At 63.2% G+C, this 21,299-nt stretch carries 18 protein-coding genes; 10 read left to right on the top strand and 8 right to left on the bottom strand.

The window, feature by feature from the left end:
• Nucleotides 1-174: 174 nt before the first annotated feature.
• Nucleotides 175-567, bottom strand: a complete 393-nt coding sequence (locus tag GTP90_RS23665; RefSeq protein ID WP_161085843.1) for a hypothetical protein — start codon at nucleotides 565-567, stop codon at nucleotides 175-177.
• 214 nt (nucleotides 568-781) lie between these two features.
• Here GTP90_RS23665 and GTP90_RS23670 point away from each other — a divergent pair, with 214 nt between their 5' ends.
• Nucleotides 782-1,027, top strand: a complete 246-nt coding sequence (locus GTP90_RS23670; protein ID WP_161085844.1) for a hypothetical protein — start codon at nucleotides 782-784, stop codon at nucleotides 1,025-1,027.
• 77 nt (nucleotides 1,028-1,104) lie between these two features.
• Here GTP90_RS23670 and GTP90_RS37090 read toward each other — a convergent pair whose 3' ends face one another.
• Both GTP90_RS37090 and GTP90_RS23680 read right to left on the bottom strand, forming a co-directional pair.
• A complete protein-coding gene (locus GTP90_RS37090; protein ID WP_254452017.1) occupies nucleotides 1,105-1,653 on the bottom strand; it encodes a PEP-CTERM sorting domain-containing protein in 549 nt (182 codons plus the stop codon).
• 9 nt (nucleotides 1,654-1,662) lie between these two features.
• Nucleotides 1,663-2,316, bottom strand: a complete 654-nt coding sequence (locus GTP90_RS23680) for an Npun_F0296 family exosortase-dependent surface protein (protein WP_161085845.1) — start codon at nucleotides 2,314-2,316, stop codon at nucleotides 1,663-1,665.
• A 410-nt stretch (nucleotides 2,317-2,726) separates the two neighbouring features.
• On the opposite strand from GTP90_RS23680, the gene GTP90_RS23685 reads away from it, so the two are divergent.
• The 3 genes from GTP90_RS23685 (at nucleotide 2,727) to GTP90_RS23695 (ending at nucleotide 5,979) form a co-directional block, all read left to right on the top strand.
• Nucleotides 2,727-3,227 (top strand): hypothetical protein, encoded by a 501-nt coding sequence (locus GTP90_RS23685; RefSeq protein ID WP_161085846.1) that lies wholly within the window; start codon nucleotides 2,727-2,729, stop codon nucleotides 3,225-3,227.
• A gap of 140 nt (nucleotides 3,228-3,367) precedes the next feature.
• Nucleotides 3,368-3,910, top strand: coding sequence for an FxDxF family PEP-CTERM protein (locus GTP90_RS23690; RefSeq protein WP_161085847.1), 543 nt, complete (start codon nucleotides 3,368-3,370; stop codon nucleotides 3,908-3,910).
• 125 nt (nucleotides 3,911-4,035) lie between these two features.
• A complete protein-coding gene (locus tag GTP90_RS23695) occupies nucleotides 4,036-5,979 on the top strand; it encodes a GAF domain-containing sensor histidine kinase (RefSeq protein WP_161085848.1) in 1,944 nt (647 codons plus the stop codon).
• A gap of 9 nt (nucleotides 5,980-5,988) precedes the next feature.
• Here GTP90_RS23695 and GTP90_RS23700 read toward each other — a convergent pair whose 3' ends face one another.
• The 3 genes from GTP90_RS23700 to GTP90_RS23710 all read right to left on the bottom strand — a co-directional run bounded on the left by GTP90_RS23700 (nucleotide 5,989) and on the right by GTP90_RS23710 (nucleotide 11,017).
• On the bottom strand, nucleotides 5,989-6,906 hold the full coding sequence (locus GTP90_RS23700) for an SAM hydrolase/SAM-dependent halogenase family protein (RefSeq protein WP_161085849.1): 918 nt from the start codon (nucleotides 6,904-6,906) through the stop codon (nucleotides 5,989-5,991).
• A 12-nt stretch (nucleotides 6,907-6,918) separates the two neighbouring features.
• Nucleotides 6,919-9,420 carry a TonB-dependent receptor plug domain-containing protein gene (locus GTP90_RS23705; protein WP_161085850.1) on the bottom strand — a complete coding sequence of 834 codons (2,502 nt, stop codon included), beginning with the start codon at nucleotides 9,418-9,420 and terminating at the stop codon, nucleotides 6,919-6,921.
• A 91-nt stretch (nucleotides 9,421-9,511) separates the two neighbouring features.
• Nucleotides 9,512-11,017, bottom strand: a complete 1,506-nt coding sequence (locus tag GTP90_RS23710) for a response regulator (protein ID WP_117014315.1) — start codon at nucleotides 11,015-11,017, stop codon at nucleotides 9,512-9,514.
• 360 nt (nucleotides 11,018-11,377) lie between these two features.
• Here GTP90_RS23710 and GTP90_RS23715 point away from each other — a divergent pair, with 360 nt between their 5' ends.
• Nucleotides 11,378-12,397 (top strand): PDDEXK nuclease domain-containing protein, encoded by a 1,020-nt coding sequence (locus GTP90_RS23715; RefSeq protein ID WP_161085851.1) that lies wholly within the window; start codon nucleotides 11,378-11,380, stop codon nucleotides 12,395-12,397.
• Nucleotides 12,398-12,429: 32 nt separating this feature from the next.
• Here the strand turns inward: GTP90_RS23715 and GTP90_RS23720 are convergent, their stop codons facing one another.
• Nucleotides 12,430-14,349 carry a PhoX family protein gene (locus tag GTP90_RS23720; protein ID WP_161085852.1) on the bottom strand — a complete coding sequence of 640 codons (1,920 nt, stop codon included), beginning with the start codon at nucleotides 14,347-14,349 and terminating at the stop codon, nucleotides 12,430-12,432.
• A 217-nt stretch (nucleotides 14,350-14,566) separates the two neighbouring features.
• On the opposite strand from GTP90_RS23720, the gene GTP90_RS23725 reads away from it, so the two are divergent.
• Nucleotides 14,567-15,058, top strand: a complete 492-nt coding sequence (locus GTP90_RS23725; protein WP_161085853.1) for a DUF3016 domain-containing protein — start codon at nucleotides 14,567-14,569, stop codon at nucleotides 15,056-15,058.
• A gap of 9 nt (nucleotides 15,059-15,067) precedes the next feature.
• Here GTP90_RS23725 and GTP90_RS23730 read toward each other — a convergent pair whose 3' ends face one another.
• A complete protein-coding gene (locus tag GTP90_RS23730; RefSeq protein ID WP_161085854.1) occupies nucleotides 15,068-15,490 on the bottom strand; it encodes a thioesterase family protein in 423 nt (140 codons plus the stop codon).
• Between the two features lie 153 nt (nucleotides 15,491-15,643).
• Here GTP90_RS23730 and GTP90_RS23735 point away from each other — a divergent pair, with 153 nt between their 5' ends.
• The 4 genes from GTP90_RS23735 to GTP90_RS23750 are packed head-to-tail and all read left to right on the top strand — an operon-like array spanning nucleotide 15,644 to nucleotide 21,068.
• The gene (locus GTP90_RS23735; RefSeq protein WP_161085855.1) at nucleotides 15,644-16,909 is read left to right on the top strand and encodes a tyrosine-type recombinase/integrase; all 1,266 of its coding nucleotides are present in this window, start codon (nucleotides 15,644-15,646) and stop codon (nucleotides 16,907-16,909) included.
• Nucleotides 16,902-18,632: a site-specific integrase gene (locus GTP90_RS23740; protein ID WP_161085856.1), complete on the top strand. Its 1,731-nt coding sequence runs from the start codon at nucleotides 16,902-16,904 to the stop codon at nucleotides 18,630-18,632. Before GTP90_RS23735 ends, GTP90_RS23740 begins: the two co-directional genes overlap by 8 nt.
• A complete protein-coding gene (locus GTP90_RS23745) occupies nucleotides 18,629-20,653 on the top strand; it encodes a hypothetical protein (protein ID WP_161085857.1) in 2,025 nt (674 codons plus the stop codon). Before GTP90_RS23740 ends, GTP90_RS23745 begins: the two co-directional genes overlap by 4 nt.
• Entirely contained in the window at nucleotides 20,637-21,068 is a 432-nt protein-coding gene (locus GTP90_RS23750) for a hypothetical protein (protein ID WP_161085858.1), read from the top strand. Before GTP90_RS23745 ends, GTP90_RS23750 begins: the two co-directional genes overlap by 17 nt.
• Nucleotides 21,069-21,299: the final 231 nt, after the last annotated feature.

Raw genomic sequence — 21,299 nt, forward strand, 5'->3', positions numbered from 1 at the left:
GGCGAGGGCGGCGGCGAGGCGGCCTTGCGGCGCGCCGACCAGGCGCTGTACTGCGCCAAGCGCGGCGGCCGCAACCGGGTGGCGCTGGCGGGGGAGGAGACGGTGGGCGGGGCGGGGAAAGAGGCGGATCGGCCGGGAGTTCAGGTCCCGGCCGCTTCCGGTTGAAACTGGGGCTTAGACCGCGTGTTCCATGGTGGCGCGCAGCTGCTGCTTGCGCGAGCGCGAGCGGAACACCATGTACAGGCCGGCCGGGATCAGCAGCGGCAGCAGCAGGGGCGAGACCGCCGCCGCCACCACCACCGCCAGCAGCACCAGGCCGCTGATCATCAGGATGCCCAGGCCGGCGAACAGCAGGCCGACAAACACCGCGCCGCAGGTGATGGCCACGGCGGCGATCAGCAGGCCGCCGCCGGCAAACACGGTGCCGAGCAGGAAGCCCAGCGGGCCGTCGATCTCGTCGCCGTCGATGTTGACGTGCATGCCGTCACCGAAGATCGACTGCCACGCGGCGACAGCCAGCAGGGTGACGAAGGCGGCGAATACCAGTTTTTTAGCAGTGATTTTCATGGCGGACCTCGGTGGTTGGGTGGTTCTGTTTTTCCAGTGCCGTTTGGCATGGTTGAACTGTACCGATCCCCCCCGGCGGCGGCCAGCGGATTGCGACAGACCGGCAAATTGGCGGGATGGAATGCTTGTCCGGCGCGACGAGCCGGAATCTCCCTTGATTTAAAGTTATGCCTGCCTATACTGATACTCTGACCATTGCAGGGAGGGCTACAACATGGCTTGGCTAGAATTGAGCGAGGGTCAATCGCTATCCTCGATTTGCAAGCGGACCGGGCGCCAGCGCAGCGCACAGCACCTTTCCGGCGGAGGCCCCAAGGGCCCGCCATCGGCGCCGCCGACGATACCGCCCATCATCATCACGCCGTTCAGCTACCACACACCGGACCCGGCCATTGACCCCCGCGTGACGCCGCTGCGCCCGCCCATCGTGCCGCCGCCGCGGCCGTGCATCTCGTGCTGAGCGCGGCCGCCTGAGCGCACCGCCGCCGGACGTAAAAAAAGCCCGCTGCAAGCGGGCTTTGGCGCTGGGCGGGCGCTTTATACCCGCGCCTTGCGGCGGCGCGCGATGACGCCCACCAGGCCCAGGCCGGCCAGCACCATGGCGTAGGTTTCCGGTTCCGGCACCGGCGCGCCGATCTGGTACAGGCCGGCGTTGGAGGTGGCCTGGAGCGCGGTGTAGAACCGGTCCACGCCGCTGCCGGCGTCGAACGCGCAGAAGTTGGTGACGTTGCCCGGCCCGCCCTGGCCATTGCCGAAGTGCAGGCCGACAATGACGTTGCCGGTCAACAGCTGCGGGAAGTCATAGGTCGTGACGTGGCTCAGCGGATCGGCGCTGACGTTGAACGAGGTGATCGGCGCGCCGCTCTGGCCGCTGAAGCCGAACTCCGAGGCCAGCAGGCCGGCGACCGTCAGCTTGTCGGCGGGCGAGTTGTCGACCACGTTGCCCGCGGTGCTGTAGCACTTCGAGACCGTCACGCCGGGCAGGTCGAAGGTGAGGTCGGTCGTGGCGCAGCCGGCCGCCGAGGCCAGGCCGGAGACGGACAGCAGGGCTGCCGCGGCGATTGTTGGAAGTAATTTTTTCATCATGGACCTATCTTAATAAAAACGCGGATTGGATTGGTGGCCGCGGCGGCTGGCTAGACCCAGCAGACCGATGCCGGTCAATAGCATCGCGTAGGTGCGGGGTTCGGGAACCGCCGCGATGTATGAATGGTTGTCCGACTCGAAGGCGTTCTGGTTGGACGAGAACGTGACCTTGGTGATGGTCGTGCCGCTGTCGGTGAAGAAGTTCAGGTAGAAGCCGGCCTGCTGGTTGCCATTGGCCAGCAGGCTGGCGGCCGACGCCATGGCGTCGCCGTTGATCTGCAACACCATCGTGTTGCCGCTGTACAGGGTGACAATGTTGTAGTTGTCCGGCGAGCCCATGTAGTAGCCAAAGTAGCGCACGCCGGCGCCGCCGAACGTCACGCTGGACGACGAGGGCTGGCCGTTGCTCACGCCGACCGAGAAGAAGGCGGTGGCGTCGCCCGGCGGCTGCGCCGCGTAGCCGGGATTGCCCGGCGACGGGATCAGGGCGCCCGGCTGGTCATAGGTGGCGAAGCCGGCCGGCAGCAGGCCGTCGTCGAAGGTGTTGGTGGTGACGCCGGCGACGGCGGACGTGGTGCCGCCGGTCGCGGTGTAGGTCACGGCGGCGCCGGCGTTCAGGGCGGCGCCGGCCAGGCCAAGGGCCAGGAGGGTGTTGGTGATCATTTGGACGTTCCTTATGCGGAAGCTCGCGGGCGCTGGCGCCCTGCTTGCACTGTTGTTAACAACTGGAAACTAGTGATTCAAGATTGATAATAATCATATTTCTATGGCAATGCCTCGCCAAATCTAGAATGTTTCGTCGGTTTTTGTGTCCGGCGAGTGGGGAAGTGTTAACAATAGATGCCGAAGGGAATTGAAAATGCCGCCCGTCGCTGGGGCGCGCAACGGGCCGCCGCGGCTGACTAGTCAAATGCATGCCGCTGCCGATGTCACACTTTCGTGTAGAAAAACAAACACGGCCGCGGCGGGCCCGCCGCCGGCTTTTTGCGCTGGCGGCGCGACTTTCTATTGTTGTTGCGGGGCGGGCCGCTTATCATTTCACCCCCATCCATCTTTCCAGGCGAGCCCACAGCATGAGCGCAGACTATCCCGACACCGAACAGCAGCAGGACGACGAGGCCCCGGTCCAGGAGGCGCGCGTATGGCAGGGGAACGGCTGGACCGCGCGCGTCATCAAGAACGATGACGACGAGGGCTGGGCGGTGGCGATGATCAAGGATGGCGAGCCGGAACCGGCGCTGGTCGGCCCGTGGACCATGGGGCGCGACAAGAAGAACCCCAAGCCGCTGGACGTCAACGCCTTCAACACGCTGGTCAAGACCGCCAACGAGGTGATCCGCCGCCATGAGCAGCAGTTGCACGCCCAGCTGCACAAGAACGTGTTCGTCAACGGCGAAGGCGGCCAGGTCCGGGTCAACCTCGACATCGTGCCCGACGAGGACGACCCCTACGCCACGCTGAGCGCCTTCGATTCCTACGGCGAGGAGCTGGCGCGGGTGCGGGTGGCGCCCACTTTCAAGCTCAGCGTGACCAGCGCCGCAGCCTGGATCGACAGCGGCTATCGTAAACCGTAGTTACTCAAATCATTAGTTCTTTACTAGAATTAAGATTTCGTTAAATAAACGTGTAAGCGGATGTAACATTCAATTGTGCGGGGCCGGTCGGCGAGGACGAGGCTGCTACATTTTGGACTCCCTTTTTTTAGGAGTTAGAGATGATTAAAATCAAAGCCCTGGCTGGCGCCCTGGTCATGACCGGCGCCGCTTTCCTGTCGCAAGGCGCGATGGCGGCCGACATCAGCAATCCCGACACCGCGCTGGACCTGAGCAGCGGTGCGGATTATGTCGGCCACATGATCACCGGCAACCACGCCGGTGACACCTTCACCGACAAATACACCTTCACCCTGACCGGCGCGTCGACCATCACGGGCGACCTGCTGTCGTACACCGGCAATGCCAAGAACGGCCTGGACATCACCAACCTGGCGCTGTACGGCACCAGCGGCTTGCTGATGACCGGTAACCAGGTGTCGACCGGTGCCTCCGATATTTGGCAGCTGAGTTCGGCCGTGCTGGGCGCCGGCAACTACTACCTGGCGGTGAGCGGCAGCGCCGTGTCCAAGTCGGCCGGCTCGTATTCGCTGGGCGTGACCGTGACGCCGGTGCCGGAACCGGAAACCTACGCCATGCTGCTCGGCGGCCTGGGCCTGGTGGGCGTCATCGCGCGTCGCCGCAAGCAAGCCGGCAACGCCTAAGCTTTTTCCGCGCAAGCGAACAGCCAGGCCGTCGCAGGACGGCCTGGCTGTTTTTGTTTCGGTGGCCGGCGTGGGCCGGACCTGCTAGTATTTCCTATGCGCATTAGCCCACACTAGGAAAATCGATGGAAAGTCGCCTCACCCGCCTGGAAGCCGTCCAGGCCATGTTGCTTGAAATCGGGCAGAAGTCGAGCAGCTGCACCGATATCAGCGAGTTCCTGCAGGCCGTGCACGCGGCGCTCGGACGCATCATGTACGCGGCCAACTTCTTCGTGGCGTTGAGCGACCGCGACGGGCCGGGCAACCAGGTGCGTTTCGTGTATTTCGTCGACGAGGTGGACGACCCGCCCAGCCGCGACGAATGGTTCGAGCTGGTCGAGGGCGAGTCGCCGACCGCCACCGTGATCGCCACCCGCGAGCGCATGGTGATGACGGCGGCCGAGCACCTGTCGCGGCGCGAGGCCAACGCCGGTTTCGGCATCGGCACCATCGCCGAGCACTGGATGGGCTGCCCGCTGCTGGACCAGAACCACCAGGCGCTGGGCGCCATCGTGATCCAGAGCTACGACAAGCAGCACACCTTCAGCGAGGAAGACCAGGCGCTGTTCGCGCTGATCGCCAACCACGTGTCGAGCGCGCTGCAGGGCCTGCAGAGCATGGACCGGCTCGAGCGCGCGGTGCAGGAGCGCACCGCCCAGCTGTCGCACGAGGTGGCCGAGCGGCGGCGCGCCGAGGCCATCCAGCGCGCGCTGTACGAGCTGGCCAACCTGTCGGCCACCGCCACCGGCGGCAGCCGCCTGAACATGCGGCTGCACCAGATCATCAGCGAGCTGGTGCCGGCGCAGAACTTCCTGATGGCGCTGTACCACGCCGACACCAAGGAAATCAGCATCCCGTATTTTGTCGACCAGAAGGACGAGCACGCGCCGGTCAAGCGCTTCGACTACGGGGTCGGCATGTCCTCGTACATTTTGCAGCGCAAGCAGGCCATGCTGCTGGACCGCGCCGGCTTCCAGGCGCTGGTCGACAGCGGCGAGATGGAGCACCCGCTGGGCAACACCGACATCGCCAGCTGGATGGGCGCGCCGATGCTGCTGGGCGACGTGGCCTACGGCGTGATCATCGTGCAGAGCTACGACGAGACGGTGACCTACACCCAGGCCGACCTCGACATCCTGGCCTTCATGGCCAGCCACGTGGCGGTGGCGATCGCGCGCATGCAGGCCGACCGCGAGATCCGCCGCGCCAAGGAGGCGCTGGAGGAGCAGAACGCGGCGCTGGAAAACGCGCTGACCTCGCTCAAGGACGCGCAGGGCGAGCTGGTGCGGCAGGAGAAGCTGGCCTCGCTGGGCCGGCTGGTGGCCGGCGTGGCGCACGAGATCAACACGCCGCTGGGCATCTGCGTGACCGCCACCAGCCACCTGGTGGAGGAGCTCAAGCTCACGCGCGAGGACATGGCCAACGGCACGCTGGACGAGGACGGCCTGAACCAGTTCTTCGACATCATCGCGCAATCGCTGCGCATCATGACCACCAACACCCAGCGCGCGGCCGCGCTGGTGCGCAGCTTCAAGCAGGTGGCGGTGGACCAGTCGTCCGACGATATCCGCAGCTTCAACCTGCGCAAGTACCTGGACGAGGTGCTGCTGTCGCTGCAGCCCAAGCTCAAGGGCAAGCCCATCGCGGTGGAGATCGATTGCGACGAGCACATCAACATGGCCAGCTTCCCCGGCGCGGTGTCGCAGATCGTCACCAACATGGTGGTGAACTCGCTGGTGCACGGCTTCGAGGAGGGGCAGTCCGGCAAGATCAAGATCAGCGGCAAGGTTGACGGCGACTTCGTCGACTTCCAGTTCAGCGACGACGGCGTCGGCATGGACAGCGCCACGCTGGCGCAGCTGTTCGATCCCTTCTTCACCACCAAGCGCGGCTCGGGCGGCAGCGGGCTGGGCGCGCACATCCTGTACAACCTGGTGACGGGCGCGCTGGGCGGCACCGTCAAGGTGGTCAGCGCGCCGGGCATGGGGCTGCACTACAAGCTGCGCTTCCCCAAGGTCAAGCGCAAGTAAGGCAGCCGCTTACTTGGCGGCCTTGCTGATCTCCACTTCCCAGTCCACGCCCGAATCGATGTGGTGCTGCTTGGCGTAGTTGCCCTGGCTGACGGCCACCGCCACGTCCAGCAGGCTGTTCAGGTAGACCAGCGGCTTGCCCTGGGCGACGCCGCCGAAGGTGTGCTCGAACGGCGCCACCACCTTGTCCACCTGCTTGCCCTTGTGCAGGATGCGCACCTGCACGCGCTCGTGCACGCCGATGCCCAGCTCGTCGAACAGCGCTTTCGGGATGTTGGTCCAGACGTTGCCGTACTTGATGTCCAGCACCGGGATGATGCCGCGCACGACGTTGCCCTGGCGGACCGCCTTCTGGTACGGGATCTTCACCACCGACTCGCTCGGCAGCACCGGGCCGACCTGCTCGAAGCTGATCGCGCCCGAGGCCAGCCGCGCGCCGACGTAGGCGTACACGTCGCGGCCGTGGAAGGTGTAGGACTCGCCGGAGCCGGCCAGGCGGTTGACGTTCTCGTCGATCTCGCGCAGCTCGGCCACGCCGTCGCGCTCGGCGATCAGCGTGAACAGGCCGTTGTCGGGGCCGACGAAGTAGCGGCCCTGTTTGGTCTTGAGCACCACCGACTTGCGCGTGGTGCCCACGCCCGGATCGACCACCGCCACGAACACGCTGCCCTGCGGCCAGTAGTTGGCGGTCTGGTACAGGCGGTAGGCGCCCAGCCAGATGTCGTAGTCGGGGATGTTGTGGGTCAGGTCGGAGACGTGCAGTTGCGGATCGACGCCATAGGCCACGCCGTGCATGGCGGAGACGGCGCCGTCCGAGGTGCCGAAGTCGGTCAGCAGGACCAGGGCGTTGCTGGCGTGGGCTTGCGCGGCCATCAGCGTGCTGAGGCAGACGGCGGCGAACAGGGCGGAAATGCGGGTGAGCTTCATGGAGTCCTCAGGTTAGAAAGTGTAGCGCAGGCGGCCGTAGAAATACGCGCCGTTGACGCCGATCGGGTTGATGAAGTTGTACGGCAGCGCGCCGCCGTAGGTGGCGTTGTTGGTCTGGCGCACGCGCTCGGGATAGCGGTCGAGGATGTTGTCGCCGCCGACGGCCAGGGTCAGTTGCTTGCCCAGCTTGTACTGCGCCTCCAGGTCCACCGACCACACCGCGCCGAACGATTGCGCGTGCACGCCGTCGTCGAGCGGCGCGTCGCTGTCGTACGAGAAGTCCTTGAGCGGGCCGAAGCGCGTGGCGCGCGCGAGCAGGCTCCAGCGCGCGGCCTGCCAGTCCGCGCTCAGCACCAGCTTGCTGGTGGGCGAGGCGTGGCGGATGCGGTACAGGCTGGTGTCGGTCAGCAAGGTCAGCGACGGATCGATGGCGGCCAGCGCGGCCGAGCCCTGGCGCACGCGGTCCAGGCGGGTCTTGTTCAGGTTGAGCGCGGCGTTCAGGTCCAGCTTGCCGCCGGCGATGGACAGGTCGTGGTTCAGCACCGCGTCGACGCCGGTGGTGCTGGTGTCGAGCAGGTTGGCCAGGTAGGCCACCGACTGGATGTCGCTGCGGCCGATGCCGGCCAAGTAGGCGGTGGCGGCGTCGCTCTGCAGGTCGCTGGTGCGGGTGATGCGGTCGCGGATCTTGATGCGGTAGGCGTCCAGCGTGACACTGGTGTTGCGCTGCGGGCGCCACGCCAGGCCCAGCGACAGGTTGGTCGACTTCTCCGGCTTGAGCGCCTCGGCGCCGAAGCTGCGCGCCAGCGGATCGCTGGCCGGCAGCAGCGAGGCGGTCTGTAGGCCGCTGCCGTCGCTGTTGAAGTTGAGCGTGGAGAAGCGGAAGCCGGTCTGTACCAGCGCCGGCGCGCGGAAGCTGTTGGACAAGGAACCGCGCAGCAGGAAGGACTCGCTCAGCTTGTAGCGCGCGGACAGCTTGCCGGTGCTGGCGCTGCCGAAGTCGCTGTAGTGCGAGTAGCGCGCGGCCGCGCCCAGCAGCAGGCGGCTGGTGATGTCGCTCTCGACGTCGGCGTACACCGAGCGGATCGAACGGCCGCCGTCGAAGGCATCCTGCGGGCGCAGGCCTGGGCCGGCTTGCGCGCCCGGCGGCGCGTCCGTCACGGGGCCGGCCGCGTAGGAGGCGGCGTCGCCCGGCGAGCTGCGGTAGGTCTCGTGCATGGTCTCGGCGCCCAGCGCCAGGTTGAGTGGCGCGCCCAGGCCCAGATCGAGCTCGCGCGTGAGGTCGGCGTTCAGGGCGTTCTGGCGGAAGTCGAAGCTGGCCAGGTGGAAGCTGGTCGGGCTTTGCGCGCCCAGCGAGGCGTTGGCCGAATGGTCGAGGTCGTAGCGGAACAGGTTGGCGCCGTGGCGGACGCTCAGGTCCCAGTTCCAGCCGGCGCGGGTGAAGCGGGCGCCGGCCACCAGGCTGACGTCGCTCATGTCGCCCTTGGTCACCGGACGGTAGCCGGCCGGGTACAGCGCCGGCACGTTGGACGGGTCGCCCGGATAGCGGAAGTAGGCGCTGCCGTCGGACTTGCGCTGGTTGACGGTGGCGAAGGAATACGCGTCGACGCCATCCGCCAGCGGCAGCAGCGCGTTGTAGAACAGGTAGTTGTTGTTCTGGTGCGAGTCGCCGGACTTGAACACCACCTTGCCGTCCAGCACCAGGTCGGCCGCGGTCGAGTTCCACGAAGTCCAGCCGGCGTCGCTGAAGCCGGCGCGCTGGGTCGGCGCGCGGCTGCGGGTGTCGAAGCCGAAGCGCAGGAAGCCGGCGTCGCCCAGCGGCACGCCGTAGTCGGCGCTGGCGGTCTTGGTCTGGCCGTCGGTCTTGGTTTCGTTGGTGGGTTTGAAGTCGGTGTGGTTGGCGCCGTAGCCGAGCGAGGCCGAGCCGCCGCTGCGCGCGTTCTTCAGCACGATGTTGATGACGCCGGCCACGGCGTCGCTGCCGTACTGGGCGCCGGCGCCGTCGCGCAGGATCTCGATGTGGTCGATGGCGCCAGGCGGAATGGCGTTGATGTCGACCGGCACGGTGCCGGCGAAGCTGCTCTCGGTGTCCAGCACGGCGCTGGCGTGGCGGCGCTTGCCGTTGATCAGCACCAGCACCTGGTCCGGCGCCAGGCCGCGCAGCTGCACGCCGCGCACCGAGTCGGAGGCGCCGCTTGATTCGATGCGCGGGAAGTTGATCGATGGCGCCAGGTTCTGCAGGGCCGCGCCCAGTTCGCCGCTGGCCAGCGCGTTCTCCACCTCGCGCGCGCCGAAGCGGTCGATCGGCACGGCGCTGTCGTACACGGTGCGGTTGCGTGCGCGCGAGCCGACCACGGTGACCTGGTCGATGGCGGCGTCGGCGGCCGGCGCGGCCGGCGTGATTGGCGTTTGCTGCGCGTGCAGCCCGGGCTGCGCGGCCAGCAGCAGCGCGCAGGCGAGCACGCTGCGGCGCAAAGGCAATGGGGGGAGGGCGTGCGGGTGGCTGTGCTGGGGCATGCTGGATTCCTTGCGTGGTCTGGACCGGACCACGATCTTAAGGGCAAGGAATTCAGTTTAACAACAATCGATTGTGTATATGCTTATGTTGTCAGTCCGGGAAGCGCTCGTTGATGGCGACCGCCTTGTCGATGTTCTGGCACAGCAGGTCGACATACAGCGGGTCGAGATGGTGGCCGGCCACTTCGCGCAAATGCGCCACCACCTGGTCGATCGGCCAGGCTTCCTTGTAGCAGCGCTTGTGCATCAGCGCGTCGAACACGTCGGCCACGGCGACGATGCGCGCGTACAGGTGGATGTCGTGGCCCTTGAGGCCCTGTGGATAGCCGCTGCCGTCGAACTTCTCGTGGTGCTGGTGGGCGATCACGGCGGCCGCTTTCAGGATCGGGCGCTGCGAGCCGTCCAGGATGGACAGGCCGACGGTCGGGTGCTGCTTCATGATTTCCCATTCGGCCGCGTCGAGCTTGCCCGGCTTGAGCAGCACCGCGTCCGGCGTGGCGATCTTGCCGATGTCGTGCATCGGCGCGGCGTGGCGCAGCACGGCCGTCTCGTCCTCCGGCATGCCGGACGCCTGGGCCAGCAGGTGGCACACCTCGGACATGCGGCGCACGTGGTTGCCCGCCTCGTTAGAGCGCGACTCGACCACGTCGCCCAGGCGCAGGATCAGCTCGGCCTGGGTGTCGGTGATTTCCTGGGTCAGCAAAATATTATCGAAGGCGATGGCGACGCCGGAGCAGAACACCTCCAGCAGCTTGGTGTCGATCTCGGAGATTTCGTCGACGCCCTTGAGCACCAGCAGCGACGCCTTGCCGCTGCTGTTGGGGAAGTAGCCGATGTAGGTGTCGCCCTCGACGCGCGAGATCTTGTTGCTCTTGGCGGCGTCAAGCTGGGCCAGCACGTCGGGGCTGAGCAGGGTGCCGTCCTCGTCGCCGATCTGGGCCAGGATTTCGTAATCGTTCTCGCCGGTGATGGCGGTGGCGCCGCGCAGGCGCAGCAGCATGCTGTGCTCCAGCCGCAGCAGCGCCACCACCTGCTGCAGCAGGCCGTTGGCGAAGTCCTTCAGGTTACGCTGCTGGAAGATGTGGGCCGAGGCGGCGATCACGCGCTCCAGGCCTTCGCGGTAGTTGAGCTGCTGGCGGCGGGCCTCCTCGACCTTCATGATGTCGCGGTAGGCGCGCAGCGCGGCAAAGGTGGTGGTGAACAGCTTTGTGCGGTCGAGCTCGGTCTTTTCCTTGTAGTCGTTGATGTCGTAGTTGACGATCACGCGTTCCTCGGGGGCCTGGCCGGGCTGGCCGGTGCGCAGCACGATGCGGGTGAACTGGTTGTCGAGGTCCTCGCGCATCCAGCGCGCGACCTCCAGGCCGCTGTCTTCCTTCTCCATCACGACGTCCAGGAACACCAGCGCCACGTCGGCCTCGCGCGCCAGCACTTCCTTGGCTTCGGCGCCGCTGTAGGCGTGCACGAAGCTGAGGGCGCGGCCGTCGAGGCGGAAGCGGCTCAGCGTCAGCTTCGTGATGTCGTGGATGTCCGGTTCGTCGTCGACCAACAGGACTTTCCAGGGCGCCAGCTTAGGCGAGGCAGCAGACAAAAAAGACATAGGGACGAGTTCCGCAAAATGGCACGACTGAATGAGTTTTTCGATTGTAGTCTTACCCACGGATATTGACAACAGGCAACAAAAATTCCTGCTGCCTTGCACAACACTCCGGAGCTGACCGGGCACTCTGATTGTACGGCGCGCTGATCCACGACGGCGCAGCGTTAGTCTGCTGTAACGCCATGTGCAACCGGAACAATACTTCGTTTTTGGCAATATTGCTATCTCTGTGAGAAATATTTTGGTGGGTTGTGCAACAAACTTGCGGCGGAGGCGGCGCGGTTACTTTGATGCGGGTCTAAGGGCGTGCAAGTAATGGGGACTACGATTTAAGTATCCTCATGGCCGGAGCGCGAAAACATGCTAATCGCCAACTACGCCCACATCCATACGCAGATCGTCGAGCTACTGGAATCCTCGCGCCGGGCCGCCGCGCGCAGCGTAAACGCGGTGATGACAGCCGCCTATTGGGAGATTGGCCGGCGGATTGTCGAGAGCGAACAGGCAGGAGGCGTACGTGCGGCCTACGGGGAGGAGTTGATTGAGCGCTTGGGTACGGACCTTACCAAACGCTTCGGCCGCGGCTTCAGCAAACAGAACTTGCTGCAGATGCGTAAATTCTATTTGTTCTGGCCGGAAATTCTCCAGACAGCGTCTGGAGAATTGCTTTTACCTTGGTCGGCCTACGTGCGCCTGATGTCGGTGAAAGACGCCACCGCCAGGCTGTTCTACGAAACGGAGGCGCTGCGCGGCGGCTGGTCGGTCCGCCAGCTGGACCGTCAGGTCAACAGTCAGTTCTACGAGCGCACCGCGCTGTCCAGGAACCAGGCCAAGATGCTGGTGCAGGGCGCGCAGCCGCAGCCGGAGGATTTCATCACGCCGGAACAGGCGATCAAAGATCCCTTCGTGCTGGAGTTCCTCGACCTGAAGGACGAATACTCGGAGTCCGACCTGGAAGACGCCCTGATCCAGCATATGGCCGACTTCCTGCTGGAACTGGGCGACGATTTCGCCTTCGTCGGACGCCAGCGCCGCCTGCGCCTCGACGACAGCTGGTTCCGCATCGACCTGCTGTTCTTCCATCGCCGCCTGAAGTGCCTGGTCGTGATCGAACTGAAGACCGGCAAGTTCGGCGCCGCCGATGCCGGCCAGATGCATCTCTATCTGAACTACGCCCGCGAGCACTGGACCAAGCCGGAGGAAAATCCGCCGGTCGGCTTGATCTTGTGCGCGGCCCGCGGCGCGGCCGAGGCGCGTTACGCGCTCGACGCCCTGCCCAACAAGATCATCGCCGCCGAATACCAGATGCTGCTGCCAGCCGAGCGCCTGCTGGCCGCCCGGCTGGAGCACTGGACGCAAAAAAGCCCGCAAGGCGCTTGACGCGCGTTGCGGGCCGGGACAGCTGGGGTGACTTAGTTCAGCGTCGGGAAGCCGGTCAGGTAGCCGACGGCGGCGCCGAAGCGGTCGCGGTAGTTGGCGCGGATCAGCGGGTCCAGCGTCGGCTGCACCTTGCTGTGCATCGCTTCCCAGTCGCCCGGGTGCTGGAAGTTGCTCATGATGTAGGCGAAGCCGTTCATGTCATCGACCGCGTGCAGGCCGGTCGACTCGGCGCCGGCCGGCGTCGACAGCAGGCGCGTCAGCGACTTGGTGTCGACGTTGTAGGCCCACAGGAAGTTGTTGACGTGCAGGCCGCTGTCCTCGCCGATGAACAGGGTGCGCAGCTTTTCCGAGAACTTGATGTTGTCCGGATTGGCGATCTTGTCCGGATTGGCCAGGTTGCCCAGGTCGTCCGGCTTGGCCAGGTCCTCGCCCACCAGCGCCGGCACGGCGGCCATGTCGACCGGCACCCATTCGCTGTTGATGGCGGCGCCGGTGTCGTCCACCTGGCCGGCCTTCAGGTTCAGCGCGTACACGATGCCGGCGCTCGGGCCCTGGATCTTGATGCCGCCCGAACCGTCCTTCATGGCGCCGTTGATGTAGCTCATCGCCGAGTACGCGATCTTGTCCTTGGCGTTGACGGTCGTGCCTTCCATCTTGGTGAAGCCCATGCTGCCGCCCTTGAACGCGGCGTAGCGGTGGGTCTCCAGGAAGGCCGCGGCCTTCTCCTTGCCCGGCACGATCTTGATCCAGTTGGTCTTGCCGCTGAACGGGATCTTGGTGTACGTGGCGTCCGACGGATCGCTGGTCTTGACGCTAAGGATGTCGGCCGCCTTCAGCGAGTCGGCCAGGGCCTTGATCTCGGCGCTGGTGGCGCTGCCCAGCTTGATCCACGACAGCGAGGCCGAGCCGCCGTTCTCGGCGGTTTTCTGCGTCCACTTGGCCACGTACAGGGTGCCGGAGGACAGGTCCTGCGCCTTGTCGGCCACGAACATGAACAGGCCGCCGTTGGTGGCGTCATCGCCCATCAGCGCGGTGCGCTCGTCCGGCATCACCTGCACCAGCTCGTGCGAGATGCGGCCCATGCAGTAGTGCTTCTTGATGCTGCCGGTGCCGTCCGGGTTGACGGTGATCTCCGGCATGTGGCCGTAGTGGTAGGGGTTGGCCTTGGTGGCGTCGCCGAACAGGTTGGTGCTGAAGTTGGCGAACTGGGCGTTGCTGGCGATGCTGGTCGCGTCCGGCTCGTACTCTTCGCTCGACAGGTGGGTGTTCCACGGCGAGCGGCTGGCGCCGCAGGTGATCCACAGGCCGTTGACGCCGGCGGTGTTGACGTTGTGGTACTTGACCAGCGACAGCGCGCCGGTGGTCTTGTCCTGGTCCAGGGTCAGCACGGCGATCGGCGACGGCAGCATGCCGTACATCGAGTCGCCCTTGACGTTGCGGGTGGCGTATTCGAACTGCACCACGGCGAACACGGTGTTGCCCTTGATGCCGGGCACGGTCGGCGCGGCCAGCTTGAGCAGCGAGGTGCCGTCCGGGCAGTCCGAGAAGAACTGGCGGCCGCCAGCATCGGTCTTGTCGATGATCGGGCGGTTGTTGATGTCGTAGTAGCCGCCGGCCAGGATGGTGCCGCCGCTGCCGTTGGGCACGTTCGCGCCGGTGATGAAGAAGGTCTGGTAGGCCAGCGAGTAGGGCTGGGTCTTGCCGTCGGAATAGGTCAGGTTCAGCGTCGAGCCGACCGTGGTGGTGGCCATGGCGGCGGCGTTGGCCAGCGATGGCGCGGCCATGCCGGTGAAGGTGACGGACAGCAGTTGCGGTGCTTGCGCGGCGGTGTCGCCGCCGCCGCAGGCCGACAGCAGGGCAGCGGTCGCGCTGCCGCCTGCCAGCGGCAGCAACGGCGCGCTGGACAGGAACTTGAGGATGCTGCGGCGGGACAGATCGAGGGACTCGGTCATGGGAAAATCCTGTTGTAGTTGTGGCCGTTCCATGTGCCGGCGCCGGGCGCGGCATCATGCGAGGTGGTGGCTGCACCTCGACGGGCGTAATATTAAGAATTTGTTATGACAGGGGCGTGACATCGGGCCAGGTAAGTTTGGTAACAAAGCGCTTCAAAAGCGGTTCGCGCCGGCGAAACGGGCTATATTGAAAGCATCAACTGTGAAGGAGAAGCAAATGCGAGCATCCATCCGTACCATGCTGGCCGCGTCGTTGGCGCTGCTGGCCGGCGCCGCCTGGGCCGACGTCAGCGTCAGCTATGTCAAGCCGGAGGACTTCACCGACGTGCCGCGCAACGCCATCGACCGCGCGCGCGTGCTCAAGGATTTCAGCGACTATTTCGCCACGCTCAACGCCAAGCTGCCGCCCGGCCAGAACCTGAAGATCGAAGTGCTGGACATCGACATGGCCGGCCGCATGTGGCCGCGCCGCAATGGCGGCGAGGACATCCGCGTGCTCAACGGCGGCGCCGACTGGCCGCGCATGCGCCTGCACTACACGCTGGAGCAGGACGGCAAGGTGCTGCGCAGCGGCGACGAGCAGGTCTCGGACATGAACTACATGCAGGGCATCAGCCGCTACCACGACGGCGACACCCTGCGCTACGAGAAGCAGATGCTGGATGACTGGTTCAACAAGACCATCGTGCCCAAGGTGGCCAAGCGCTGACGCGCGCGCTCAGCCGATGCGGTTGACCTTGGGGAACTTGGCCAGGAACTCCGGCGCCATCGGCGTCACCTGGCCGCTCTGGTAGTTGAAGAAGACGAAGCCGGACTTGGCCATCGCCACCAGCTTGCCGTCCTTGGGACGGGTCACGCGGAAGGTGATGTCGCCGCCGTAGGCGTTGAAGTCCATCACGCCGATCTCGAACAGCAGCTGGTCGCGCGCGTGGGCCTCGGCCTTGTAGGTGGTGGCCAGGTCGGTGACGATGATGCCGACGCCGTCGCTGCCGGTTTCCTGCACGCCGAACTCGTACAGGAAGCGGGCGCGCGCCTCGGAGATCATCGAGATCATCGAGTCGTTGCCCAGGTGGTTGGCGCCGTTGATGTCGGTCACGCGCACCGTCAGCTGGGTCGAATACAACCCCGAATTCACACTCATTGACACACAACCATTTACTGGCATAGCATGGACATCGGTGATGAAAAAATGCTAATGACGGAAGCTGAGAATGGTTAAGGTGTCGAATGCGAAGTTGCTGATAACTCAAGGTCTCACACCTCATATTTACATCGCCCGCGCGCGCATCTGCTGATGGCCCGCCTTGAGACTATCCAGTTCCAGCCTATGCGAGAGGTTGTAGAGGAGGGCCGCATCCAATGGAAGAACGATAAGCTCGGCCGACCGGTGGCTAACCTTCCGCAGATTTTTTGGAGTAACGGCGAGCCTTGGTCTGAGGTTAACCACTGGGCGCTGATGAAGGTAACCAGCTCCGTCGGTGGACACATCAAAACGGTCACCAGCCTTATGAAGCACTTGGGCGCCTATGCAGACTGGCTGGAGGCGGAGCAGCAGGACTGGCGCCATTTCCCCGAACGCATGGCGGACCGCACCATCGTACGTTTCCGAGGTGAGCTTATCGCCCAGAGGAAGCGCGGGGTGATCCGTCCCAGCACCGCCACAGTACGCATGCTAGCCGTGATCCAGTTCTATCGCCATGCTCAGGTCTATGGCTTTGTGGGTCGACAGTCGCCCATGTGGCGGGACGAGGCGGTGGTTCTGCGGTATCACGACTCAGTGGGTTTTCAGCGCACGCTTCTTCGGATGAAGTCGGAACTGTCGATTCCCAACCGGGCAAGGCCCGGTCTTATGCTTGAAGACGGGCTTGTCGCCTTGCAGGGCCGCGATGCGCAAGCGCTGCTGAAATTTACGGCAAACGAGAACCTCATCGAATTGCACCTAATGCTATCCATTGGGATGCTTACCGGCGCACGTATTGGCACCATCACCTCGATTTCCATTCGCAATCTGGAAGACGCATTATCTGATCCCAGCATGCCGGGCTTCTGTCGCATGCCGGTAGGACCTGGAACCGGTATTAGCACCAAGTTCGACGTCAGTGGCGATTTGCTGGTGCCCGCTTTCCTGGTCGGCACGCTAAAGAGTTATGCCTACTCGATGGAGCGTCTGCGCAGGCAAGCCCATGCATCGAAGGAGCATCGTGGTCTTCTGTTTTTGACTTCGAGGGGTAATCCGTACCAGCAGTCTTCATTTAATCGGTTGATGACGGACCTACGGCGTCGGGCCACGGCGGCGGGCCTCCGGTTTATGCAGACGTTCAAGTTCCACCAAACCCGATGCACCTATGGGACATGGTTGATGGAACTTGCGTTGAGAGTCACCAGTCAAGCGGCTGCCGTGGCGTTCGTCAGAGATGCCATGCTACACAAGGATGAGGCAACGACGATGCGCTACGTCCGGTTCGTCCAGCAGGCTCCTGTTAAGGCGCTGATTTCCAACGAGTTCACAGTGGCGTTCTCAGGCATCCTGAATCGCGATTGGAACAACTACCATGCGTGATGAAATGCGCTTGCCTGACCTGACGTTCCCAGGATACGAGCAGGGCCGGAACGAGACACCACTTGACCTCAAGCGGCTGCTCTATCACGGCGGTGCATCGATGCCCATTCGCCAGGCTTCTGCCTCTATCCTGGCTGGGGAGCTGGGTCTACCACTACCTGAGCGAATCGAAGTCGTTAGGCGCGCACACGAGGCTATCTCAGGGAAGCTGGCGTCTGGCGGCAGTCAGGCAACGACCAAGACGCAGATCAGAAACCTGATCACTTTCGTCGGCTGGGTGGAGAGTGCCGGCCTTGATCTGAATTTGGAGACAGTACAGACCAACTATGTTCATTGGACAGACATGCTCCAGCATCGTCTGAAGGTTGCTAAGGCAATCAAACCCCACACAGCCTACACCTTGAGCAGGTCGGTCGGCCAGATTCTGGACCACGTCGTAGGTCGGGAGACGCCGATGATTGAATTGACCCGGGTCCGGGAGCCCAAAGGCCGGAAGACGCCGCAAGGGCGAGTGGCGGACAAGCAGAATCTTGAAGCGACCTTCGCTTTCGGTCGTCTCATGCAAGACATTTGTGATGGGCTGACACTCGACGTAATTTGGGGAGCGCGACCTTTTCGTATCCCATTGCGCGCTGGTGGCGAATTGGTTCAGAATGCAGGACTACACGCACCTAAGGCTGCTGTTGAGCGCACCGCTTTTCTTGAGAGTTCGCGTCTTGCGAAGCGGGCGCTGCGCCACGCCGCGTATGAAAGCAACAAGTCGCCTGAAGCGAGACGGCACATCCTGAATCTACGAATTTTGGCCGAGCTCCTCATGTTCATCGGCCAGACAGGTATGAATCTGTCCCAGGCTTATCAACTCGAACTGCGGCATTTTAGCTATGCCAGCGACCTCGACGGTTATAAGGTTAGAGACTATAAGGCGCGACGCGGAGGGGAGGTGCTCTTTGATATTTTTAAGGAGTATCGCAATCACTTCGAGCGCTATCTTGACTGGCGTAGAAAAATATTCCCAGCTGAAATTCGTCTGTTTCCGTTAATACGCTATCGCGGAACGCATGAGTCGTCGCGGCCTTCGTTCCTCCCAATTCAGCAAGCATGCAAGGATGCAGGTGTAGCTTGGCTTCCTCCTAGCTCCCTTCGCAGTACGCGTGTGAATTGGTTACTCCGACGCAGTGGTGATACCGACTTAACAGCGGAAATGGCGCAGCATCAGAGGGAGACCCTCCTGCACGTCTACGAACGCCCCTCTCAGCAGCGAGCCATCGGAGAGGTCACGCGGTTCTGGAGAACTGCCGATCCAGCACTTTGCAAGTCGAGTCCTCTGCAAGCAGCCGCGCCCGGAGCCTGCGACGGTACTCCGTCGATGGTCTTATTCAAGCCGGTGGCTGCAACAGCGCCAGACTGTATTCATCCCTCCGGTTGCCTGTGGTGCGAACACCATCGCGACATTGACTCGCTTGACTACGTCTGGGCTCTGGCATGCTTTCGCTACCTCAAATCTCTAGAACTCAGTCGCTATCGACCACCCCAGGGAGCGCAGCACTCGGAGCATCCGGCTTATCACGCGGTTATGCGCATGAGTAACAAACTCGCATGGTTCCGCGATTCGAATAATGCTCGGCGAGCTTGGGTTGAGGAAGCCTGCGCCAGAATTGACGAAGGCAACTATCACCCGGAGTGGCGCCGTTTGATCGAAGCAGTTGAGGGAGAGCCGGTATGAAATTAGTGCTTGCCGAAATGAGGCATGGAATCCGAGCTGACTGGATCACCCCAACGTCTCCGACTTTCAGGCCATCAACTTGGCCACCAGCTCGTGACTGGCCCGTCAGCATTGACCGTGACGGCACTGTGCTTTCGCGATGGGGCGATTCGGTGTGGGACCTCACTCCGATCGCGGGAACGATCTTCAAGCTTAACTTCGGCGACGGGGCAAGCTGCAAGACCGATCCGCTGGACAGAGCCAATGCTGACATCTTGAGATTGATCGTCACTTGGCGCATGTGGGGGCCGCGGCCGGTCAGGGCGGCCGGCACACTTCAAAGAGCCTTTACGGTGGTCCGCTCGATCGTCGCTGTGTGCAGCCGGAACGGCATACTGGTGTCTAACCTGATGCAATTCCCGAAGGTCCTTGAGCAAGTCCCTGCTGTGCTGGCACCGAGTAGGTATGAAAGTACAATCACCGAATTGCACCGGCTGTACGACGCTCGCGAGGCGCTGGGACTTACTATCCTTGATCTGTATGGGCTGAAGCGCTTAGCGATTGCTATGCCGGATCACGACAAGGTGCAGACCCCGTACATCCCGCCCCGAATTTGGGTTTATCAGGTAGAGCGGCTCCGCGAATGCCTCGTTGAATTCCTTGCTTACCGTGAGCAGGTGCAAGCCTGCTTCCGGTATTGTCTCGATGCCTATGTGGGCAACTACGGCTCAATCGAAGCAGCCGTGCAACGTGACAAGGACCCCGGTAAGGTTCCGTTCACTAAGAACTCGCTGGTGCGCATTGGATGCACCTACCATGGGCCCTTCGTGGATATCGCCGATCGATTCGGCTTGACCGCCTTGTTCCAGAAATGGCTCAACGTCGAACGCAAATCACTGTCCGTGCAGCAACTTTCCAGCTACCTTAGCTTAGTCACTGCTGCCGGTCTCGCGTACGTGGCCAACTTTACCCTGCAGCGCAAGGAAGAAGTGGCCTCTCTACGCACTAGCTGTCTCGTATGGGAGCAGGACGAGAAATTGGGCCGGGTGCCTATAGTCTGCGGAGAGACGACGAAAACTGATCCAGATTCGGATGCCCGTTGGGTGGCAAGTCCCAGCGTGGAAACAGCGATCCAAGCACTGTCGATTATTGCAGAGCTGCGAATGATCTGCGATGCGAATAACCCGCAGGTGGCAGCTACGGTCGCCGATAAAGAAGATCCGTATCTGTTCAGCATGGCAAGCGAACCGTGGGGAGGGGGCAAGTTAACCGCCTACCATATTCGGCGTGATGTGGACAGCTTGACGGAGATCGCGCGATACTACCCGAAGCTCTTCGACAGTGCCCAGCTCTGTGTTACACAAGAGGACCTGAAAGTTGCGAGGCAACTCACGCCGAATCTTCCGGACGACAAATTCGCAGTCGGCTTGCCCTGGCCACTGGCATGGCATCAATACCGGAGGACCAGCGCGGTAAACATGTTCGCGTCCGGGCTCATCTCGGATAGCTCGATGCAGCAGCAGATGAAGCATTGTTCGCGCTTGATGCCCCTTTACTATGGGCGTGGGTATACGCGCCTGCACTTGAACGAAAACGTCGAGACGACGATCATCACGGCGATGTACGAGGCTCTGGCGAAGCAACTTCTCACGGCCATGAGCGACCGTTTTGTCTTCCCCCAGGCCTCTGAACAGAAGCACGCCGTCCTCGTGAACATTCTCACAGTGAAGGATACGAAGACTCTCACCGAGTGGGCCAGGAGCGGAAAAGTCAGCTTCCGCGAGCATCGACTGGGAGGATGCATGAAGGTGGACGTGTGCGACTATGGCGGAGTTGAATCAGTTTCTCGTTGCGCCGGTGGTGACGGTGGCAAGCCGTGCCGGGACGTGGCCTTCGACCGAGAGAAGGAGCCGCAGGTACGCATCGCCCTGCAGCGAATCGCAGAGGAAATGGTCGGCCTGCCCGATAACAGTCCTCGATACCAAGCACTTCTTGCTGATCGCCGTGGAATGGAGAGCTACCTCAATGTCATCGCAAGCTGATACGCTCGGTGCCGAGCAGCGCTTCCGGCAGGCATACGAACGCCTTAAGGCTAACGCTCCTAAGATCGTCGAGCCTGGTACGGCGGTGACCCAGAACAACGTCGCTCGGGAGGCTGGTTGTGATCCGTCCGCGTTGCGCAAGGCGCGATTCCCGGCGTTGATTCGCGAAATCCAAGCTTACCTGGAAATTCACCGCGACGACACGCCGTCGCAGCGGCAGGTGGCACTGAAGAAGAGTAAAGTCAGGCGCTCTGCGACAGAACGGCTGGAAGATGCTATCCGCCAGCGGGACGCAGCTCAGTCACGATTGGTGAGCGCCGAACGGCGCGTCGTTGAACTGTGCGAACAAATCCGGGGACTCCAACAACGTCTGGACGAGCTGCAACCGCAAGTGACACGGTTTGACCGTCGGTGACCAGACGGACAGCCGTAAAGCCAGCTGTTCTCACTGACCGCCGCTACACATTCCCTCACGGGGTGCCGCCCTGCTCTAACTGTTCGCCGCCATTCGTTCTTATGCAACGCTGCCGCACAACCCTGTTAGATTTCGCGTATTTTTCAGATGAGCAAGATGTTATCCTCTAGACACCAGCCGAGTTCGGCCGACAGCAGACGACTCCCTGAAATCTCGTCGTTGTGCTAAGCG

It is taken from the genome of Duganella vulcania, assembly GCF_009857655.1.
In the GTDB taxonomy this organism is placed as follows: domain Bacteria; phylum Pseudomonadota; class Gammaproteobacteria; order Burkholderiales; family Burkholderiaceae_D; genus Rugamonas; species Rugamonas vulcania.